The sequence below is a fragment of the Chroococcidiopsis sp. CCALA 051 genome (assembly GCF_003015105.1).
Classification (GTDB): domain Bacteria; phylum Cyanobacteriota; class Cyanobacteriia; order Cyanobacteriales; family Chroococcidiopsidaceae; genus Chroococcidiopsis; species Chroococcidiopsis thermalis.
This window is the reverse complement of record NZ_PYCI01000008.1, coordinates 16,124-33,851: the sequence shown is the minus strand read 5'-3', so window position 1 is coordinate 33,851 and position 17,728 is coordinate 16,124. Positions and strand designations below refer to the sequence as shown.

At 47.1% G+C, this 17,728-nt stretch carries 16 protein-coding genes; 8 read left to right on the top strand and 8 right to left on the bottom strand.

Going from position 1 to position 17,728, the window contains the following annotated elements; all coding sequences use genetic code 11:
* The first annotated feature begins 65 nt into the window (after positions 1–65).
* Positions 66–1,079 (top strand): type I glyceraldehyde-3-phosphate dehydrogenase, encoded by a 1,014-nt coding sequence (locus tag C7Y66_RS03110; protein WP_015156647.1) that lies wholly within the window; start codon positions 66–68, stop codon positions 1,077–1,079.
* A gap of 66 nt (positions 1,080–1,145) precedes the next feature.
* On the opposite strand, the gene thiL is transcribed toward C7Y66_RS03110, so the two are convergent.
* The 5 genes from thiL to glnA form a co-directional block, all read right to left on the bottom strand.
* A complete protein-coding gene (gene thiL / locus C7Y66_RS03105; RefSeq protein WP_106544423.1) occupies positions 1,146–2,189 on the bottom strand; it encodes a thiamine-phosphate kinase in 1,044 nt (347 codons plus the stop codon).
* Between the two features lie 63 nt (positions 2,190–2,252).
* Positions 2,253–2,930, bottom strand: a complete 678-nt coding sequence (locus C7Y66_RS03100; RefSeq protein ID WP_106219021.1) for a biotin/lipoate A/B protein ligase family protein — start codon at positions 2,928–2,930, stop codon at positions 2,253–2,255.
* 181 nt (positions 2,931–3,111) lie between these two features.
* A complete protein-coding gene (locus C7Y66_RS03095; protein WP_106544422.1) occupies positions 3,112–3,606 on the bottom strand; it encodes a YbjN domain-containing protein in 495 nt (164 codons plus the stop codon).
* Positions 3,607–3,765: 159 nt separating this feature from the next.
* On the bottom strand, positions 3,766–4,821 hold the full coding sequence (locus tag C7Y66_RS03090) for a class I SAM-dependent methyltransferase (protein ID WP_106544421.1): 1,056 nt from the start codon (positions 4,819–4,821) through the stop codon (positions 3,766–3,768).
* A 327-nt stretch (positions 4,822–5,148) separates the two neighbouring features.
* On the bottom strand, positions 5,149–6,570 hold the full coding sequence (gene glnA / locus C7Y66_RS03085) for a type I glutamate--ammonia ligase (RefSeq protein ID WP_039713633.1): 1,422 nt from the start codon (positions 6,568–6,570) through the stop codon (positions 5,149–5,151).
* 369 nt (positions 6,571–6,939) lie between these two features.
* Here glnA and apcB point away from each other — a divergent pair, with 369 nt between their 5' ends.
* Complete coding sequence (apcB, locus tag C7Y66_RS03080) at positions 6,940–7,449, top strand: allophycocyanin subunit beta (RefSeq protein ID WP_015156653.1); 510 nt, start codon at positions 6,940–6,942, stop codon at positions 7,447–7,449.
* A 91-nt stretch (positions 7,450–7,540) separates the two neighbouring features.
* Here apcB and C7Y66_RS03075 read toward each other — a convergent pair whose 3' ends face one another.
* Entirely contained in the window at positions 7,541–8,503 is a 963-nt protein-coding gene (locus tag C7Y66_RS03075) for a sugar-binding transcriptional regulator (RefSeq protein WP_106544420.1), read from the bottom strand.
* Between the two features lie 214 nt (positions 8,504–8,717).
* Positions 8,718–9,521 carry an SDR family NAD(P)-dependent oxidoreductase gene (locus C7Y66_RS03065; protein ID WP_106544419.1) on the bottom strand — a complete coding sequence of 268 codons (804 nt, stop codon included), beginning with the start codon at positions 9,519–9,521 and terminating at the stop codon, positions 8,718–8,720.
* 207 nt (positions 9,522–9,728) lie between these two features.
* Between C7Y66_RS03065 and C7Y66_RS03060 the strand changes: the two genes are divergently transcribed.
* The 6 genes from C7Y66_RS03060 to C7Y66_RS03035 all read left to right on the top strand — a co-directional run bounded on the left by C7Y66_RS03060 (position 9,729) and on the right by C7Y66_RS03035 (position 16,892).
* The gene (locus tag C7Y66_RS03060) at positions 9,729–11,027 is read left to right on the top strand and encodes a sugar ABC transporter substrate-binding protein (protein WP_084739185.1); all 1,299 of its coding nucleotides are present in this window, start codon (positions 9,729–9,731) and stop codon (positions 11,025–11,027) included.
* 226 nt (positions 11,028–11,253) lie between these two features.
* Positions 11,254–12,174 carry a carbohydrate ABC transporter permease gene (locus tag C7Y66_RS03055; protein ID WP_106544418.1) on the top strand — a complete coding sequence of 307 codons (921 nt, stop codon included), beginning with the start codon at positions 11,254–11,256 and terminating at the stop codon, positions 12,172–12,174.
* 3 nt (positions 12,175–12,177) lie between these two features.
* Positions 12,178–12,999 carry a carbohydrate ABC transporter permease gene (locus tag C7Y66_RS03050; protein ID WP_106544417.1) on the top strand — a complete coding sequence of 274 codons (822 nt, stop codon included), beginning with the start codon at positions 12,178–12,180 and terminating at the stop codon, positions 12,997–12,999.
* Between the two features lie 100 nt (positions 13,000–13,099).
* Positions 13,100–14,245, top strand: coding sequence for an ABC transporter ATP-binding protein (locus C7Y66_RS03045; protein WP_106544416.1), 1,146 nt, complete (start codon positions 13,100–13,102; stop codon positions 14,243–14,245).
* Positions 14,211–15,695 carry a mannitol dehydrogenase family protein gene (locus C7Y66_RS03040; RefSeq protein ID WP_106544415.1) on the top strand — a complete coding sequence of 495 codons (1,485 nt, stop codon included), beginning with the start codon at positions 14,211–14,213 and terminating at the stop codon, positions 15,693–15,695. Before C7Y66_RS03045 ends, C7Y66_RS03040 begins: the two co-directional genes overlap by 35 nt.
* 114 nt (positions 15,696–15,809) lie before the next feature.
* Complete coding sequence (locus C7Y66_RS03035; protein WP_233222503.1) at positions 15,810–16,892, top strand: fatty acid desaturase; 1,083 nt, start codon at positions 15,810–15,812, stop codon at positions 16,890–16,892.
* 53 nt (positions 16,893–16,945) lie between these two features.
* Here the strand turns inward: C7Y66_RS03035 and C7Y66_RS03030 are convergent, their stop codons facing one another.
* Complete coding sequence (locus C7Y66_RS03030; protein ID WP_106544461.1) at positions 16,946–17,713, bottom strand: MBL fold metallo-hydrolase; 768 nt, start codon at positions 17,711–17,713, stop codon at positions 16,946–16,948.
* Positions 17,714–17,728 lie beyond the last annotated feature (15 nt).

Genomic DNA, 17,728 nt, shown 5'->3' with positions numbered 1-17,728 from the left:
CCTTTGCGATATGATCGATTGTCAATAATAGGTATTTAATTCACTACACCAGAGGGCAAGACGCTGTGATTAGAGTTGCAATCAATGGTTTTGGGCGGATCGGACGTAACTTCATGCGTTGCTGGCTTCTGAGAGACAGCAGCGATATCGAAATAGTCGCGATCAACGATACTTCCGATCCGAAGACCAACGCTCATCTGCTGAAGTATGACACCATGTTGGGGACTTTAAAAGGCATCGACATCAGCGCAGATGAAAATTCGATTATCGTCAAGGGTAAGACGGTTAAATGCACCTCCGATCGCAATCCAGAGAACTTGCCTTGGAAAGACTGGGATATCGATCTCATTATCGAATCGACAGGTGTATTCACCAGTCGGGAAGGGGCAACCAAACACTTGAACGCTGGTGCAAAGAAGGTGCTGATCACGGCTCCAGGTAAAAATGATGATGGTACGTTTGTCTATGGCGTAAACCATCACGAATACGCGCATGAAACGCACACAATCATAAGTAATGCTAGCTGTACCACGAACTGCTTAGCGCCCATCGTCAAAGTGCTGCACGAAAAATTCGGCATCATCAAAGGCACGATGACCACCACCCACAGCTACACTGGGGATCAAAGATTACTCGATGCCAGCCACCGCGATGTCAGACGGGCAAGAGCCGCAGCTATGAACATCGTTCCTACATCTACTGGTGCTGCTAAAGCAGTGGCTTTGGTACTACCAGACTTGAAAGGTAAGCTGAACGGTGTTGCTTTGCGCGTTCCTACTCCTAACGTCTCAATGGTAGACTTGGTTGCTCAGGTTGAAAAGCCAACCTTTGCTGAAGAAGTCAATTCCACGTTGAAGGAAGCTGCTGAAGGCTCCCTCAAGGGTATTCTAGAATATAGCGATCTACCGCTAGTATCCTCGGATTACCAAGGTCACGATGCTTCTTCCATCGTTGATGCTAGCTTGACGCTTGTTATGGGCAACGACCTAGTTAAAGTCATGGCTTGGTATGACAACGAATGGGGCTACAGCCAACGGGTGTTAGATCTAGCTGAGTTAGTTGCTAGAGATTGGAAATAGGAATTTGTCATTAGTCATTGGTCGTTAGTTAAAAGCAAATGACAGATGACAATTGACCAATGACGATTAAAAATGTTGAAACCCCCGATCGCGGCTGAGAATCCGGTCGGGGTTTTTGTTAGTGCGATCGCATAGTATTATTTCCAATTCTGCGGTGATTTCGCCAATAATTGCCGCTCCTTCACCCAAATGTTCGATCAGGGCTTCAGCTGGTTGTTGAGGTAGACACAGAACTAACTCAAAATCTTCGCCGCCATACAAAGCCCATTCTACAGCCTGTTCTGCGGTAACTAAATCAGACAAAGCTGGAGGAATCGGAATTCGATCGCGATCGATCCTCGCACCAACACCGCTCATTTGGCAAATTTGGACGATCGCATCGGCTAAACCATCGCTGCTGTCCATGCCAGAAATGGGGAATTCGGAATTCGGAATTCGGAATTCGGAATTAAATGCTCTCTTTGCCTTCCCTACATCTCCTGCTAAAATTTCTTGCAAAATAGGTAAGACATCTAAGCGGGGTTTGGGGCGTTGGTGCGCCTGGATGAGAAAGGCGCGATCGCGATCGCTCAGATTTTGCCCGATTTCTGGATGTATGAGCAATTCTAAACCAGCACGAGAAGCACCATGAAAGCCTGTGATGGCGATCGCATCTCCAACTTGCGCTGTATTGCGATAAATCGTCTGGTTTGGCTCCACTTCGCCAAAAGCTGTAATCGAAACTGTAATAACTGGAGAACGACAGACATCTCCCCCTACAATCGGAGTTTGATGTAGTTTCAAACATTCATCCATGCCTTTGTAGAGGCGTTCTACCCACTCAACAGGAACCTCACCAGGTAATCCCAAGGCAACGGTAATTCCGAGCGGTCTAGCCCCCATTGCAGCTAAGTCAGAAAGGTTAGCCGCAGTCGATCGCCACCCCACATCTTCTGGACTAGTGGTAGCATCGCTAAAATGTACCCCATCCACTAGCATATCTGTGGTTACCACCAGAGATTGTTCTGGCGATGATGATATTACAGCTGCATCGTCACCGATAATTTCTGCCGGACAAAAACGCTGTAACCGCTCTAATAAACCTTGTTCGCCAATATCTTTAACTTTCACAAGAAGTCGGGAGTAGAGAGCAGGGAGCAGGGAGCAGAGAAGAAAAGGCGTTTTGTGGTAGCTTTAATCACAATCCAAATATACTTTTTCCCATTCTTGCTCGGATAGCGGCTGTACGGCGAAGTCAACATGAAAACAATTTTTGGCAGATGCAACTAAAGCATTTATAACTAATTGAATTAAATCTTCCCCTCGTCGCAGAGGTAACTTTATCGCAGCAAACGCCTCTGTGCCAAACACTTGAGCAAACAAATCCTCATCTGGTTCCAGCCGCATCGAACCATGTTGAAGGATAACACCACCCCGCCTTAGTTGAGCGCTACCAATTAATTTTGTCCCATCCTCCAAGACGAGATCCGCTCCCGTTGCCGTACCAAAGCAGTTAGGGTTGTGAATGTACCCTCGTCCAGCCGTACCATAGTGTAATTGGATACCAAGCGATCGCCACCCCTGAATCAGAAATTCACAAATTTGTTGGTATGCCTGAGTGCGGCTTCCAGATAATCCCGACATCACCACGGCATAGGTTAAATCGCCTTGATGTAAAACTGCCCTACCTCCCGTTGGACGGCGTACCAAATCGAGCGCCCTACCATTCCAAATTAAATTTTGCCAGCGATCGGGATACTGATGTTGATGGTAGCCAAGAGAAATTGCTGGCGGCGACCAAGTGTAAAACCTCAATGTAGCAGGCATTAGACCTAATTGATGCTGCTCTACTAAATAGCGATCGATCGCCATTTGGACTGTTCCTGGCGCTTCTAGGTGAGGAATTAACCGCCAGCTGCGGGAGTCGGGGAAGAGAGCTGAGGGAGTTGAGGGGGCTGAGGGAGCTGAGGAAGCAAGTGAACAACTATCCATTACCCATTACCCATTGCCCATTATTAACTACCAACTACCCATTACCCATTACCCATTACCATCAATTAACAAATTCTTGTTGTAAAGCCTCGTCATTATCATCGGCGATCGTAGCTACGACTGTAATCAGGCGGGATACCTCGCCAGCAGAAAGTTCTGCTACAGTGCGGGTAGACAAAACCACAATTTGCTCGTCAAAGATACCGAAACTGGCTTCAAAGGTATCAGACCAGTTCATTTCTAGTAACCGTCGCATTAAACCAGCATCGTTTTTGGTGGGTAATTTTAATACCGCAGACCAAACTTTGAACGTGTCTTCATCGGTTTGTCCGGTTAGTTGCACGAAGACTTCAACGCTACCATACTTAAACTTCCATAAATAGCTATTCTGAGTATGACTGACCATTGCACTTTCATCTTGCTGCAAGCTTGCAATGACAGTTTCGATCACCTCTACATGGTTAATGCCAGTACCTTCAACTAACTCTTCGAGGATTTCTTCGCTAGACATAGAGTCACTTACTACCGTTGCCGGATCGGGTCGATCGCTCGTCATAGAAATGCCTTCTAACAGCTATGAGGTCTTCTAGACCCAATTTATCGCTTTTAGGTATAGCAATTGCCTGTCTTTAGCAATAAATCTTAACTTTCTCCCGTCATTCAAAGGCGGTGACGATGCCACCGCCTTCGATCGCAATTTTTAGACTCGCAGTTGCTACACTGGCTTACATGCTACCAATACCTTACTCATGTATTGGACTTCAGCAGTGACATTCTCAAAACCTGCCTTTTCTAAACGCTCTACTAAGTCATCTGTCATGTAATGTCTGTAGTATGGCTCGTGGAAGGTTTCATAGAAGCCTGTCATTGCTGGCTCCATTTCTGGAGAATCGCTCATCTGAATTGAGTCGCAGATGATAAACCTACCACCTGGCTTGGTGACTCGGAAAGCTTCTTCGATAACTCGCTGCCGTGCGACTGCTGGCAGTTCGTGGAATAAGAATACGCTGGTCGTAGCGTGGAAGTAGTTATCCATGTATGGCAACTCTTCGGCATTAGCTTGCAGCAGTTGCGGTAGTTCCCCAGGAATTTGAGACAACATCTGATTGGCTTTACGCAAATAGGCTGGGGATAAATCCGTACCGAACAACGCTGCTTTGGGTAAAGCGGCGCGAATCATTTTTAGAGTGCGACCAGTACCGCAGGCAATATCGAGAATCTTAATTTGGCTAGCGGGTACATCATCAAAAGCACTCAAACCCTGCTTCAAGGGTGCGAGAATCCGTCGCCGCATGGCATCAGCCGAGCCACCAAATAGAATCTCTACTTGTAAATCGTAGAGATTGGCTGACAGGTCGCTCAAATAACCACCCGTTTGATGGTGGAAATTTTGCAGGTAGTAGCTGGGATAGCCAGCAATATCTACATTAGGATCGAAATCTTGGTAGTTTTTTTGTTTGGCTCTTTCCCAAATTTGCGGTAAATCGAACCATACAGCCGGATAGTAGAGGAAGAACTCATCCCAAGGGTTATCGAACAGGATATTGTGGGGATAGACTCCTGCCTCGGCATCTTGCCAGTCTACTTCTAACAGTCGTTCGTAACGCTGATTGATTTTCTGTAGCAGGTCTAGAGGCAAAGGCTTAGACTTGCGATCGCTCGGCGAAACTAGGCTCATTACCCGCGTGCTGAGCAACTTGTGAGCCAGCCCGAAGTAATTCTTGCTCTGCTGAAAAGTTTGATATGTCAGTTTTGTTAAAGTGTCAGCCATAGGTAGTTGCTGGAATCAGTTTTGAGTCGGTCTTTACCTAATCTTTAATTTATTGTAAATAAGTGTTACGAAAAATTCCTAAATCTTTCGATAGGTCTGGGGATTTTTGGTGAAAAATTTTTGAACGCTGGTATTCGATCGCGATTTTCGATTGGGTAAAACACGCAGTCTGTAGGGGCGCACAGCTGTGCGCCCCTACAAATGTCACGCACACAATCTAGAATTGCTTTGGACGCTGGTGATGCGTGCTTGCTGCATGAAAAAAGCCACCTGCAATTGGGTGGCTGAAAACTGATTTAGCGATGTAGAGGCGTTACGTGTAACGTTCTAGCAATCGTAGTAGAGGGCAAACTCATAAGGATGGGGGCGTAACCGCATCGGGTTAACTTCGTTATCAAGCTTGTAAGCAATCCAAGTTTGGAGGAAATCTTCCGTGAATACCCCAGTTGTTGTCAAGAATTCATGGTCTTTTTCCAATGCTTCTAGAGCGTCTTCTAACGAGCCTGGAGTCGAAGGAATTTTGCTTAACTCTTCTGGCGACAAGTCGTAGATATCCACGTCTAAGGGTTCGCCAGGGTCGATCTGATTCTTAATTCCGTCTAGTCCAGCGCAAAGCATAGCAGCAAAGGCTAGATAAGGGTTAGCCGTTGCATCTGGACAACGAAACTCTAACCGCTTAGCTTTGGGATTGGGTCCAGATAGCGGAATGCGGATGGAAGCAGAGCGGTTACCTTGAGAATAGGCAAGGTTTACAGGTGCTTCAAACCCAGGGACTAAGCGCTTGTAAGAGTTAGTTGTGGGATTGGTTAAAGCTAAAAGTGCAGGAGCGTGCTTGAGGATACCACCAATGTAATGTAGCCCCATTTCGCTCAAGCCAGCATACTTATCACCTGCAAACAAAGGCTGCCCATCTTTCCAAATTGATTGATGGGTGTGCATCCCAGAGCCGTTGTCGTTGAACACTGGCTTAGGCATAAAGGTGATAGTTTTGCCATACTTTCTGGCAACATTTTTGATGACGTACTTATAAATCATCAAATTGTCAGCCGACCTAATCATGGTATCGAAGCGAATACCAAGTTCGCACTGTCCGCCTGAAGCAACTTCGTGGTGATGCTTTTCGATTGGCACGCCACACTTAGCCATCGTCAGCAACATCTCAGTCCGCATATCCTGAGATGTATCTGTTGGCGCAACTGGGAAATATCCCTCTTTGTAGCGGGGTTTGTAGCCCAGGTTGCCACCCTCTTCTTTTCTACCTGTATTCCAACGCCCTTCAATGGAATCTACGTGGTAGTACCCTTCGTGCTGATTTTGGTCGAAGCGGACATCATCAAAAATGAAAAATTCGGCTTCTGGACCAAAAAAGGCTGTGTCACCGATGCCTGTGGAGATTAGGTAGTCTAGGGCTTTTTGAGCAATAGAGCGAGGATCGCGGGCGTAAGGCTCTCCTGTACGAGGTTCAATAATGCTACAGATTAGGCTTAGAGTCGGTTCTGCCATAAATGGATCGATCCAAGCGGTTTTTGGATCGGGAACCATTGCCATATCTGATTCATTAATGGCTTTCCAACCGCGAATACTAGAACCATCGAAGGCTACGCCGTCGGTGAAGCTACTTTCTTCAATTTGGTTTTGGTATACCGTCAAATGCTGCCAAATTCCAGGCGTGTCAATGAATTTTAGATCGATGACTTGAATGTTCTGATCTTGAATCATCTTCAAGACTTCTTGTGCGGTTTCGGGCATGGTGACTCCTTAATCTGCCAATGACTGAATGGAACTATTGCACTCTCAGCTTGCTGCCACGATGTGGTTTGCTGGAAGCCAGATCTTGCCACATTTGAATCATCCTAGAAAGAGAGTGAAGGCAATTTTGTAGTTTAAATGACAAAACGTCTGCCTGGAGGCTTATATTAGTTATTCCTTAACAAGCTGTATTAATTGGGACGCATGGATGGTTTCTCATCGGGGTCAAATTTAGCTTAAAATCCTTAAAGAGCAATGGTTTGCTTGTAGGCTTTCAGGCTTGAGGTGGCACGGTCAGTTGTTAACAAGTGCAATTCCTTAGCTCAACAATATCAAACCACAGATAGGAAAAATTCGGAGAGCAATCAAATGCGGGATGCAATAACAAGCTTAATTGGGACTTACGACGTGGCAGGACGGTACTTCGATCGCACTGCCTTAGAACGGCTCAAGTCCTACTTTGACACCGGAACGGCACGGGTTCAAGCAGCTGCAACAGTTAACTCAAATGCTGCATCAATTGTCAAGCAGGCTGGTTCGCAATTATTTGCCGAACAACCAGAATTGATTCGTCCTGGTGGTAATGCCTATACAACGCGGCGCTATGCCGCTTGTTTGAGAGATATGGATTATTACCTCCGTTATGCGACTTACGCGCTGGTAGCTGGCAATATGGATGTGCTAGACGAGCGCGTGCTACAAGGCTTGCGGGAGACTTATAATTCTCTGGGTGTACCAATTGGTCCTACCGTGCGCGGTATCCAAATGATGAAGGATATTGTGAAGGCACAAGCAGTAGCAGCTGGCGTAGAAAATACAGCTTTTATCGATGAACCGTTCGATCACATGACTCGCGAATTGAGCGAACGGGATATTTAATTGGTAGTTGGTAGTTGGTGGTTGGTAATTGGTGGTTGGGCGATCGCGTTCTGTTTAAATTATGAAGGCGATCGCTTTTTTACTGGCTAATTCAGATTTTGGCAAGAATTGTTTGAGCAGCTGCTTCATCGATAATTAACCCTGTAATTAGCTTGCCGCTTAAAGCAGCTAAAATGGCTTCTACCTTTTTTACGCCACCTGCTACACCAATAACGAGCCGCTGCGCGGGTTGTTCGAGCGGTACGCTGGCGACACGGCTATTCGTTCCCTGTTGCAGCAAAACTCCGTGGCGATCGTACGCCCAGCCTGCAATCTCCCCCAATGCACCCAGTTCGACTAATTCAGCTACCTCGTCATCGTTAATAAAGCCATTTTGATGTAATGGGGCATTCCAGGCAATCTGACCGATACCGACAAATGTTGCCTTGGCTTGCTCGGCAAGGGTTTTGACGGCGATGAACGATCGCTGCGTCTGCAACAGTTCCCGTTCTTCTACACTAGTCGCTACAACCGGAGTCGGTACGGGATACGCTTGCGAACCAACCCGCTCTGATAAATGCATCACGACTTCATGATGACCTGCCCGCCCGTAATGAGACATATTACCAATAGTAGAAACAATTTTATGCTGCGGTCGCTCCATTGACGGGATCTGCTCCACCATCGATCGCAATGTTCGCCCTGAAGTAAATGCCAATACTGTAGGCGTTTTTGCAATAAGATACGTTTCTAAACAGCTAGCAGCACGCACGCCAATACCGTTGAATGTGTCGCCACTTCCCGCGTCACTCGGTACGACTTCACAAAGCGATAAATCGAATTTGTCGCGTAGCGCTTCAGCTAGAGCAATGCATTCACTCAAGGGATGATCGAGCCGAAATTTGATCAGCTTTTCACTCACAGCCAGCGCAATTAGGCGTTGTGCCGCTTGCCGAGACACGCTGAGCTTTGCTGCAATTTCTTCTTGCGTATTTCCGGCTATGTAATAGAGCCATGCAGCATGAGCTGCCAGATCTAACTTGCGATCGCGTCGCTCCGAACCAGTTTCTCCCATATCCTACCTTCAGGATTTGTATATCTCTCAAAAGGAAGATTGAATTTTTGAGCATATGCTCAAAGCAAGGCATTTTGCTCAGTTCTTTACAAATTATTAAAAGTGGTAATGGGTAATTGGTAATTGGTAGTGGGTCATTGATAGTCACCTCCTTGTCCCCCTTGTCTCCCTTGTCCCCCTTGTCCCCCTTGTCCTCCTTGTCTCCCTTGTCCCCCTACTGTCCACCCGTAATCTCCAAATTAAACCCAGTAATATAGCTAGCTTCTTCACTCATGAGAAACGCTACACCGTTAGCAACTTCTTCTAAGCTTCCCAAACGGCGCATTGGGACTGAATCGATCATCTGCTGCTCGACGACTTTGGGATTGGAATCAAAGTATTGAGATCCTACAGATGCCTGTAATTCTGTCTGTCGCGTCCACATCATGCCAGGACCGATTAACGCTGGAGAGAGTGCATTGACTCTAAGACCATAAGGAGCGAGATCCTTTGCTGCTGTCTGAGTCATGCCGATAACCGCAAACTTAGAAGCAGCGTAAGCCACCATGTTCGGTGGACCTACTACCCCCGCATAACTTGCCGTATTGACAATTGCCCCGCCGCCAGATTCGCGCATATGTTGTGCGGCAGCCTTGAGAACGTGAAAAACACCGACAACATTGATGTCAATGACTTTTTGAAAGTCATCTTCTGGGTACTCGTCAGTCTTGGCAAACAAACCTTGATAGCCTGCATTATTAAAAACATAGTCGATCCGTCCCAATTGCTCTACAGCCCCAGCAAAAGCTTTGGCGACATCTTCAGAGGTTGTGACATCACAGCCAAATGTGGCGACTGGAACGTTGTACTCTGCTAGTTCTCGCGCTACATCTACCATTTTGGTTTCGTTTAAATCCAAAAGTGCCACACCTGCACCATTAGCAGCAAAACGATGTGCGGTCGCTTTGCCAATGTCTCCTGCACCGCCTGTAATCAGGATGGTCTTACCCGCAAAGTCATAGGTGGCTCTTGCTGTCATTGGTTCTACCTATTGTTGAAGAATTATTGCAAATACTCATTGACTTCTCATTTTTTAAATCGAGCCGAGTACGATCTCTATTATTGAGCTTTTGCCCAAGTTTAGAGCATAAAATCAAAATTTCATTTAATTTTTTAACATCAAAGGAGTTATGCGGTGCGTATCCCCCGCTTCGCTAAAGTACTGGTTGCATTCCTGACTGGGTTGATGCTGGTGCAACTGCTACACGCTTGTTCGTCTTCATCAGCCGCCGAGAAAACTAGATTGACGATCGCCACCGTTAACAACGGCGACATGGTTGTCATGCAGGGGCTTTCTCGCCAGTTTGAACAAGAAAACCCCAATATCGAACTCAGGTGGGTGGTGCTGGAAGAAAACGTGTTGCGCCAACGCACGACTACGGATGTTGCCAGCCAGGGAGGACAATTTGATGTCTTGACAATCGGTTCTTATGAAACCCCGATATGGGCGAGACGAGGTTGGCTAACACCATTGAACAACCTACCTGCTAGCTATGACGTAAACGATCTGCTAAAACCCATCAGAGAAGGACTTTCCAACGACGGCACGCTCTACGCGCTGCCGTTCTATGGAGAAAGTTCAATGCTGTACTACCGCAAAGATTTGTTTGCCAAAGCAGGAATTAGCGTTCCCGAACAACCAACATACGCTCAGATCGCACAGTGGGCGAGTAAAGTTCACGATCCGGCAAACGGGGTATATGGCGTTTGTCTGCGAGGAAAACCTGGCTGGGGCGAAAACATGGCATTTCTATCTACCTTGGTCAACACCTCCGGCGGGCGCTGGTTTGACATGAAGTGGCAACCTCAGCTCGATACTCCAGCCTGGAAAGAGGCAGTAGGATTTTACGTCCAACTGCTACAAAAATATGGACCCCCAGGAGCCAGTTCTAATGGATTCAACGAGAATCTCGCGTTGTTCTCGACGGGTAAATGCGGCATGTGGGTAGATGCAACCGTTGCAGCGGGACTGTTATCTAATCCGAAAGAATCCCAAGTCGCCGATCGCGTTGGCTTTGCCCGTGCGCCAATTGAAGAATATCCTAATGGATCGAACTGGCTATGGGCTTGGGCGTTAGCAATTCCTCAAACCTCAAAATCTCCCGCAGAGGCGCAAAAGTTCATCGCCTGGGCAACATCCAAGGAATACATCCAATTGGTTGCGAACAAAAATGGCTGGGTTGCCGTTCCACCAGGGACGAGGACTTCCACCTACAACAATCCCAATTATCAAAAAGCCGCACCGTTTGCTCAGATTGTCTTGAACTCAATCCAATCTGCCGATATTACCCATCCCGCCGCCGAACCAACTCCTTACAAGGGAGTTCAATATGTAGACATTCCAGAATTTCAAGCGATCGGCGCTTCTGTCGGGCAGACCATCGCCGCCGCACTGACCAACAACATTTCGGTAGATCGAGCATTGCAACAATCGCAGAGTGCAACCGAACGGTTTATGAAACACACCGGATATATTGACCAGTGAGTCGTAGGGACGGGTTTCCAAACCCGCCCCTACGACTCCCGACTCCTGTACGGGCGGGTTTCCCAAATAGACTCTGATGCTAACTACAGATTTCGGGTGAACCCGCCCCTACAATTTTTGACTTCTGTACGGGCGGGTTTACCGATCGTATTTGATTCTGACCAGTATTTCGGGTGAACCCGCCCCTACAATTTTTGACTTTTGACTTTTAACTTTTGACTTACTTATGTCTTCCTCATTAGCTGTAAAGCCTCAACAGGCAACGCCACCACCTGCCAAACGTTCCAGGCGACAGACATCGACTCTACCTTTAGTTGCGCCTTCGGTCATTGTGCTGCTGCTGTGGATGATTGTGCCTCTGGCGATGACCTTATGGTTTTCCTTTCAGCGATACAACCTGCTGAATCCAGATGCCCGCCGATTCATCGGAATTGAAAATTTCACCTTCATCCTCACCGATCCGGCATTGTGGACGGCGATCGCCACCACTTTAATTCTGGTCGCTTCGGTGTTAGCAATTACGATCGCGCTAGGCACGTTACTCGCGGTCTTATTTGACCAAGACTTTCCCGGTCGCGGGATTGCGCGGGTACTGGCGATCTCTCCATTCTTCGTCATGCCTACAGTCAGCGCCTTGATCTGGAAAAATATGTTGATGCATCCAGTCAACGGACTGTTTGCTCAAATCACAAGAGGTTTGGGATTAGGGGCGATCGATTGGTTTGCCGATTTTCCCTTGCTGGCGATTATCATCATTGTTTCCTGGGAATGGCTGCCCTTTGCATTGCTAATTTTACTCACTGCCATTCAGTCTTTAGACCGCGAACAGTTAGAGGCGGCGCGAATGGATGGAGCAAATGCGATCGCCTTATTTCGTTTCGTTATGCTACCGCATTTGAGTCGCGCTATTGCCGTAGTGGCTGCGATCGAGACGATTTTCTTCCTGACCATCTTTGCTGAGATTTTCGTCACTACTGGCGGTGGACCAGGACTGGCAACTACCAACCTTGCCTACTACATTTTCCTCAAAGCCTTGCTGGAATTTGATGTTGGTGGTGCTTCAGCGGGTGGATTAATTGCCGTCATCCTTGCCAACATCGTCGCGATCTTTTTGATGCGTAGCGTTGCTCGTAATTTGGATACTTAAATCATGGCACGTAAAAATTCCCGCCTCTGGCTCTGGACAATTCTAGGATGGTTAGCCGCTGCCATCTTGTTTTTTCCAATTTTCTGGATGTTTATTACCAGTTTCAAAACCGAAGTGGCAGCTGTTTCTACTCCGCCGCAATTGTTTTTCCAACCCACATTAGAAAACTATGTTGCCATTCAAGATCGGGCAGATTATTTCAACTATGCGTTTAACAGCGTAGCCGTCTCACTCGGCTCGACAATACTGGCGCTACTGCTTGCCGTACCTGCTGCCTATGCAATGGCATTCTTCCCTACTAAGCGCACTAAAGGAACCTTGCTGTGGATGCTGTCTACCAAAATGCTGCCACCCGTGGGCGTATTAGTCCCGATCTACATTCTCTGTCGCAACTTGGGATTGCTAGATACCCGCATCGGTTTGATTATTATTTATACCCTGATTAACTTACCGATTGTCGTTTGGATGATCTACAGCTTCTTCAAAGAAGTTCCCAAAGATATTCTCGAAGCCGATCGCATGGATGGGGCAAACACGCGCCAAGAACTGCTCCACGTCTTGCTACCCCTAGCATTACCTGGAATTGCATCCACCGCGCTGCTTTCCATCATTTTGTCATGGAACGAAGCCTTCTGGAGCTTAAACCTGACGACAGCAGATGCAGCCCCACTCACAGCATTTATTGCCTCATTTTCCAGTCCCCAAGGGCTATTCTGGGCAAAACTCTCCGCCGCATCAACATTGGCGATCGCCCCCATCCTGATCTTCGGTTGGCTCAGTCAACGGCAACTGGTACGGGGGTTGACGTTTGGAGCAGTGAAGTAAGAATTCGGAATTCGGAATTCGGAATTCGGAATTAATCGATCTCGTACCATGCAACTACCAATTACCAACTACCAATTACCAATCACCAATTCCCAAAATTATGTCAACAGTTACTTTAAGAAATATCCATAAACGGTATGCCGATACTGAGGTGATTAAAGGTATCGATCTTGATATCGGCGATCGCGAATTTGTTGTCTTTGTCGGTCCTTCTGGTTGTGGCAAATCAACTTTGTTACGGGCGATCGCCGGACTGGAGGAAATCACATCTGGCGATTTACTCATTGATGGCGTGAGAGTGAATGACGTACCACCAGATAAGCGCGGGTTAGCAATGGTGTTTCAAACCTATGCCTTGTATCCCCACATGACGGTAGCAGAGAATATGGCGTTTAGTCTGCGCCTAGCGGGTGTTCCCAAGGCTCAGCGTCTTGAAAGAGCGAAAGAAGTTGCCCGTATCCTTCAATTAGAACCGCTATTAAATCGGAAGCCTAGAGAACTATCGGGAGGACAACGCCAACGGGTAGCGATCGGTCGGGCTTTGGTGCGCAAACCTAAAGTCTTTTTGTTCGACGAGCCGCTGTCCAACTTGGATGCAGCCTTGCGCGTACAGATGCGGATCGAACTTGCTAGCCTTCATGATACTTTGCAAGCCACGATGATATACGTGACGCACGATCAAGTGGAGGCGATGACACTAGCTGACAAAATTGTGGTGTTGCAGGGTGGTATTGTCGAGCAAGTCGGATCGCCTTTGGAACTGTACCACCATCCCCGCAATTTATTCGTGGCTGGGTTTATCGGTTCGCCTAAAATGAATTTTCTCTCAGTGACGGTGACATCTGTAAATAATTCTGGGACAACAGTTGCACTGCCTGGTGAGGCAACAGTCACAATTCCCGTTCAGCCTGGATTGTCGGTGGGAGATCGCGCCACGCTAGGAATTCGTCCCGAACATTTGCGAGTCGATCGCCATAACGCTACACTCAACGGCGAAGTGCTAGTTGTAGAACGGTTGGGTGGAGAAACTTTTCTCTACGTCAAGATTGCGGGTGGCGACACGTTAATTGTGCAAACAGACGGAGATAATCCCAGCCGGATGCACGATCTCGCACCGCTCCAGATTAACGGCGATCTCTGCCATTTATTTAACCAGCAAGGTGAAGCTATTCCTAAAGTTCGTCGCCACCATTTAACTACTGATGAATTCTATGAACAGCAATATCAGCAAAGGTTCAGCAATTAAGCTGAATGAAGCTTCCTTATCTCGTTTGCCGAACAACATCCGCGTTCCCAATTACGATCGCCACTCCTTAGTTAATGGCATCGTCCACATTGGTGTCGGTGGATTCCATCGCGCGCATCAGGCGTTGTATCTTGATAACTATTTGCAGCAAACTCGCGATCGCGAATGGGGTATTTGCGGGGTGGGACTGCTGGAATTCGATCGCCGGATGCGCGATGCTTTGCATTCCCAAGATTGTTTGTATACTTTGGTGGAACGCTCGACCGAAGGCGATTGGGCGCGTGTTATTGGCTCGATTACACGCTATCTCTTTGCTCCAGATAATCGCGCCCGCGTTATTGACGCACTGGCAGATCCCCACTGTCGAATTGTGACGCTGACGATTACAGAAGCAGGCTATTACTACATTGAAGGTAGCGGCGAATTTGATGCTAACCATCCGACAATTCAGCACGATCTGCAACATCCACACGAACCAATTGGGGTCTATGGCTTTTTGACAGCAGCACTGAATAAGCGTCGCCAACAAGGATTGCCACCGTTTACGGTGTTATCATGTGACAACTTACAAGGCAACGGTAATATTGCCCGTAAAATGTTAACTGCCTTTGCTCGAATGCAAAATCCAGAGTTAGGAAATTGGATTAGCGATCGCGTCACCTTTCCTAACTGCATGGTCGATCGCATTACTCCCGCGACAACAGCAGCCGATATCAAAATGGTGGCGGAGCAATTTCAGATTGATGATGCCTTTCCAGTTGTGGCAGAACCATTCCTTCAGTGGGTGGTTGAGGATAACTTTTGTGCGGGTAGACCGGATTTAGAATCTGTAGGCGTACAAATGACCGATGACGTTCATCCTTACGAGATGATGAAAATTCGGTTACTCAACGCTAGTCACTTACTCATAGGCTATCTCGGCACTTTAGCAGGCTATACCTACGTGCATGAGGTAATGGCAGATCCAGCGATCCGGCAAGCCGTCGATCGCTTGATGGCAGAAGTTACGCCCACACTCCAGCCCGTACCAGGAATCGATTTAGACGCTTACAAACAGACGTTAATTCAACGATTTGCCAATCCCAAGATTCAAGATCGATTGCCACGCTTATGCCTCAATAGTGCTGCTAAGATGCCAAAATTTATTCTGGGTTCGTTGCGTGACGCTCTACAACAGGATGGGGCGATCGAATATATGAGTCTGACGATTGCTGCTTGGTTCCGTTACCTGAAGGGACAGGATGACCAAGGCAACGCGATCGAGATCGACGATCCTATGGCAGATATTTTGACACAACGCGCTCGTTCCGGCGGCTCCGATCCTCGACCTTTACTCGGTATATCTGAGATTTTTGGCGACTTATCGCGATCGTCGCGTTTTGTGGATGCAGTTGGAAATTACTTACACAGTTTAGATGAATTTGGAGCCAAAGGAACGCTAGCTCGATAGCGATCGTTTCCTACTGTTCTCTTTCTCCAACTAACTGTATTTTTCAAAACATATTTCATGCATGGACACCCGTATGCTGAATCCGAGGCTAGATTCGGAAATCCATTTAGTGATATGACTACGGCAGCTACCCCAGATGCAAGTTTCTATATCAACGATCGCAACTACTGGATTAACGGTGCGGCGTTAGCCTACGTCTTGGTAGGATACAGCTTTGCAATTTTCTGCATCGTGCAGCATTTGTGGTGGTTAAACCTCTTGGGTACGGTGTTATTAACCCATACGCTAATTTGGGCAGCATACTTCGTCCATGAATTTATTCATGGCAACATTTTTCGTACCCCGCGTTGGAATAGTGCATTTGCGCAGGTAATGTTATTTCTGACAGGTTCTTGCTACAGTCGTTATCGCGATGTTGCCAGCAACCATTTAGCCCACCATAAAAACAGGGCTGACTTTTCTGCTTTTTCCCTACCAGATTTCCTGCAAACTGCACCAAAGCCGATACTACGCCTAATTGTGGCGCTGGAATGGCTTTATTTTCCTGCCGTTAACTTTTTGTTGCGGTGGTTTAATGCCCTTTCTCCATTTTTGGGACAACAGCGCCGAGATGAGCGAGTGCGTAACGGTTTACTGTTATTACTGCGAGGTAGTCTATTTACAGCCTTAGCTATCTACTCTCCTCGTGCTATTGTTCTTTACTTTTTCGCTTATATTTGCTTTATCAACATCCTGAGATTTATTGATTGCTTTCAGCACACGTACACCGTGTTTCAACTAGGTCAACCCTTACCGCAATACAGTTTGGAACATGAGGAAGCAAATACTTTCTCTAACCTCATTTCTCTGCGGTGGTCTTGGCTGAATCTATTGCTGCTAAACTTTGGCTATCACAATGCCCATCATCGAGTTATCCGTTGTCCTTGGTATCTTTTGCCTAAATTAGATGCCGAACTATATCCCCGCAATTATCGTCAGTACGTGACGCTACCTCAACTCATCGCTAACTACCATCGTTTTCGGATTCATCGCTTATTCTACGGTCAAGGAATGGTTGTGGATACCGAGAAGGGGTTGAATCTAGATAACTTTGTCGGGGCAGTTGGAGTCTCTTTTCTATTTTCGCGAGAGCCGATAGACTGGTTGAAGCTTGCTGCTAGTGATGATGATGGCGCGCTAAGCGTTCGCGAAGTGTAGCGCAGATAAGACTCGATCCCCCAACAATCCTCCGATCCTCGGGGGGCAATGCCCTACACTTGAATTTCCGAAGGACACCCTGGTTTACGCCTTGCTGCTAAATACTCGGCGATGATTTGTTGATATCTCTCTTTGCCAAAAATAGTGTAGTGACCGGGATAAACCGTCTCTATTGGCAGTTTTTGTAACCGTTCGTAGGTAGCAATATAAGTAGGGATATCACTGCAATGAAGTTCGTCTAACAACTCGCCATCATAAATCACATCTCCAGAGAACAAATCTTGAGATTTGGGTTCATATAAAGCAATACAGCCAGGGGAATGTCCAGGCAAATGTAGCACCTCGAAGGCGCGATCGCCTAAATCTAATACGTCTCCTTCTTGGAGAATTTGTGTAGGTTCTGCTGCATTTAAGGTATATGTTTCGACTGTAAATCCAGGGTAAGGTAGCAAGTCGAAATGTTCTTCTAATACCCAACCTTGTGCTGGCGTACACAACGCCTCATAATCATCTCCTTTTTGCAGTGCTTCGGCTTCCGCCGCATGAATGGCGCGTTCGTCGAATTCGTGCATCCCACCCGCATGATCGAAGTGAATGTGAGAGGCGATCGCCAACAACGGTTTATCAATTAAACTAGCAATGTATTGCCGCAAACTCGCAACCCCTAGCCCAGTATCGATCAAAAGATCGCGATCGCGACCTTTAATTAACCAGAGATTTGCCCGATTCCACCAATAGTAATGCGGTTCGCTAATTAGGTAGAGGTTGTCACTAATTTTTTGCGTCGAAAACCAGCTTTGACAGACAGCTTTAGAGTGCATCATGGTGAGTGGTAG

Coding starts and splice junctions, on each gene's coding strand:
- C7Y66_RS03100 (WP_106219021.1), bottom strand. CDS start 2,930: ATGGCGATCGATCGCTATTTAGTAGAGCAGCATCAATTAGGTCTAATG.
- C7Y66_RS03095 (WP_106544422.1), bottom strand. CDS start 3,606: ATGACGAGCGATCGACCCGATCCGGCAACGGTAGTAAGTGACTCTATG.
- C7Y66_RS03090 (WP_106544421.1), bottom strand. CDS start 4,821: ATGGCTGACACTTTAACAAAACTGACATATCAAACTTTTCAGCAGAGC.
- glnA (WP_039713633.1), bottom strand. CDS start 6,570: ATGCCCGAAACCGCACAAGAAGTCTTGAAGATGATTCAAGATCAGAAC.
- apcB (WP_015156653.1), top strand. CDS start 6,940: ATGCGGGATGCAATAACAAGCTTAATTGGGACTTACGACGTGGCAGGA.
- C7Y66_RS03075 (WP_106544420.1), bottom strand. CDS start 8,503: ATGGGAGAAACTGGTTCGGAGCGACGCGATCGCAAGTTAGATCTGGCA.
- C7Y66_RS03065 (WP_106544419.1), bottom strand. CDS start 9,521: ATGACAGCAAGAGCCACCTATGACTTTGCGGGTAAGACCATCCTGATT.
- C7Y66_RS03060 (WP_084739185.1), top strand. CDS start 9,729: ATGCTGGTGCAACTGCTACACGCTTGTTCGTCTTCATCAGCCGCCGAG.
- C7Y66_RS03055 (WP_106544418.1), top strand. CDS start 11,254: ATGTCTTCCTCATTAGCTGTAAAGCCTCAACAGGCAACGCCACCACCT.
- C7Y66_RS03050 (WP_106544417.1), top strand. CDS start 12,178: ATGGCACGTAAAAATTCCCGCCTCTGGCTCTGGACAATTCTAGGATGG.
- C7Y66_RS03045 (WP_106544416.1), top strand. CDS start 13,100: ATGTCAACAGTTACTTTAAGAAATATCCATAAACGGTATGCCGATACT.
- C7Y66_RS03040 (WP_106544415.1), top strand. CDS start 14,211: ATGAACAGCAATATCAGCAAAGGTTCAGCAATTAAGCTGAATGAAGCT.
- C7Y66_RS03035 (WP_233222503.1), top strand. CDS start 15,810: ATGACTACGGCAGCTACCCCAGATGCAAGTTTCTATATCAACGATCGC.
- C7Y66_RS03030 (WP_106544461.1), bottom strand. CDS start 17,713: ATGCACTCTAAAGCTGTCTGTCAAAGCTGGTTTTCGACGCAAAAAATT.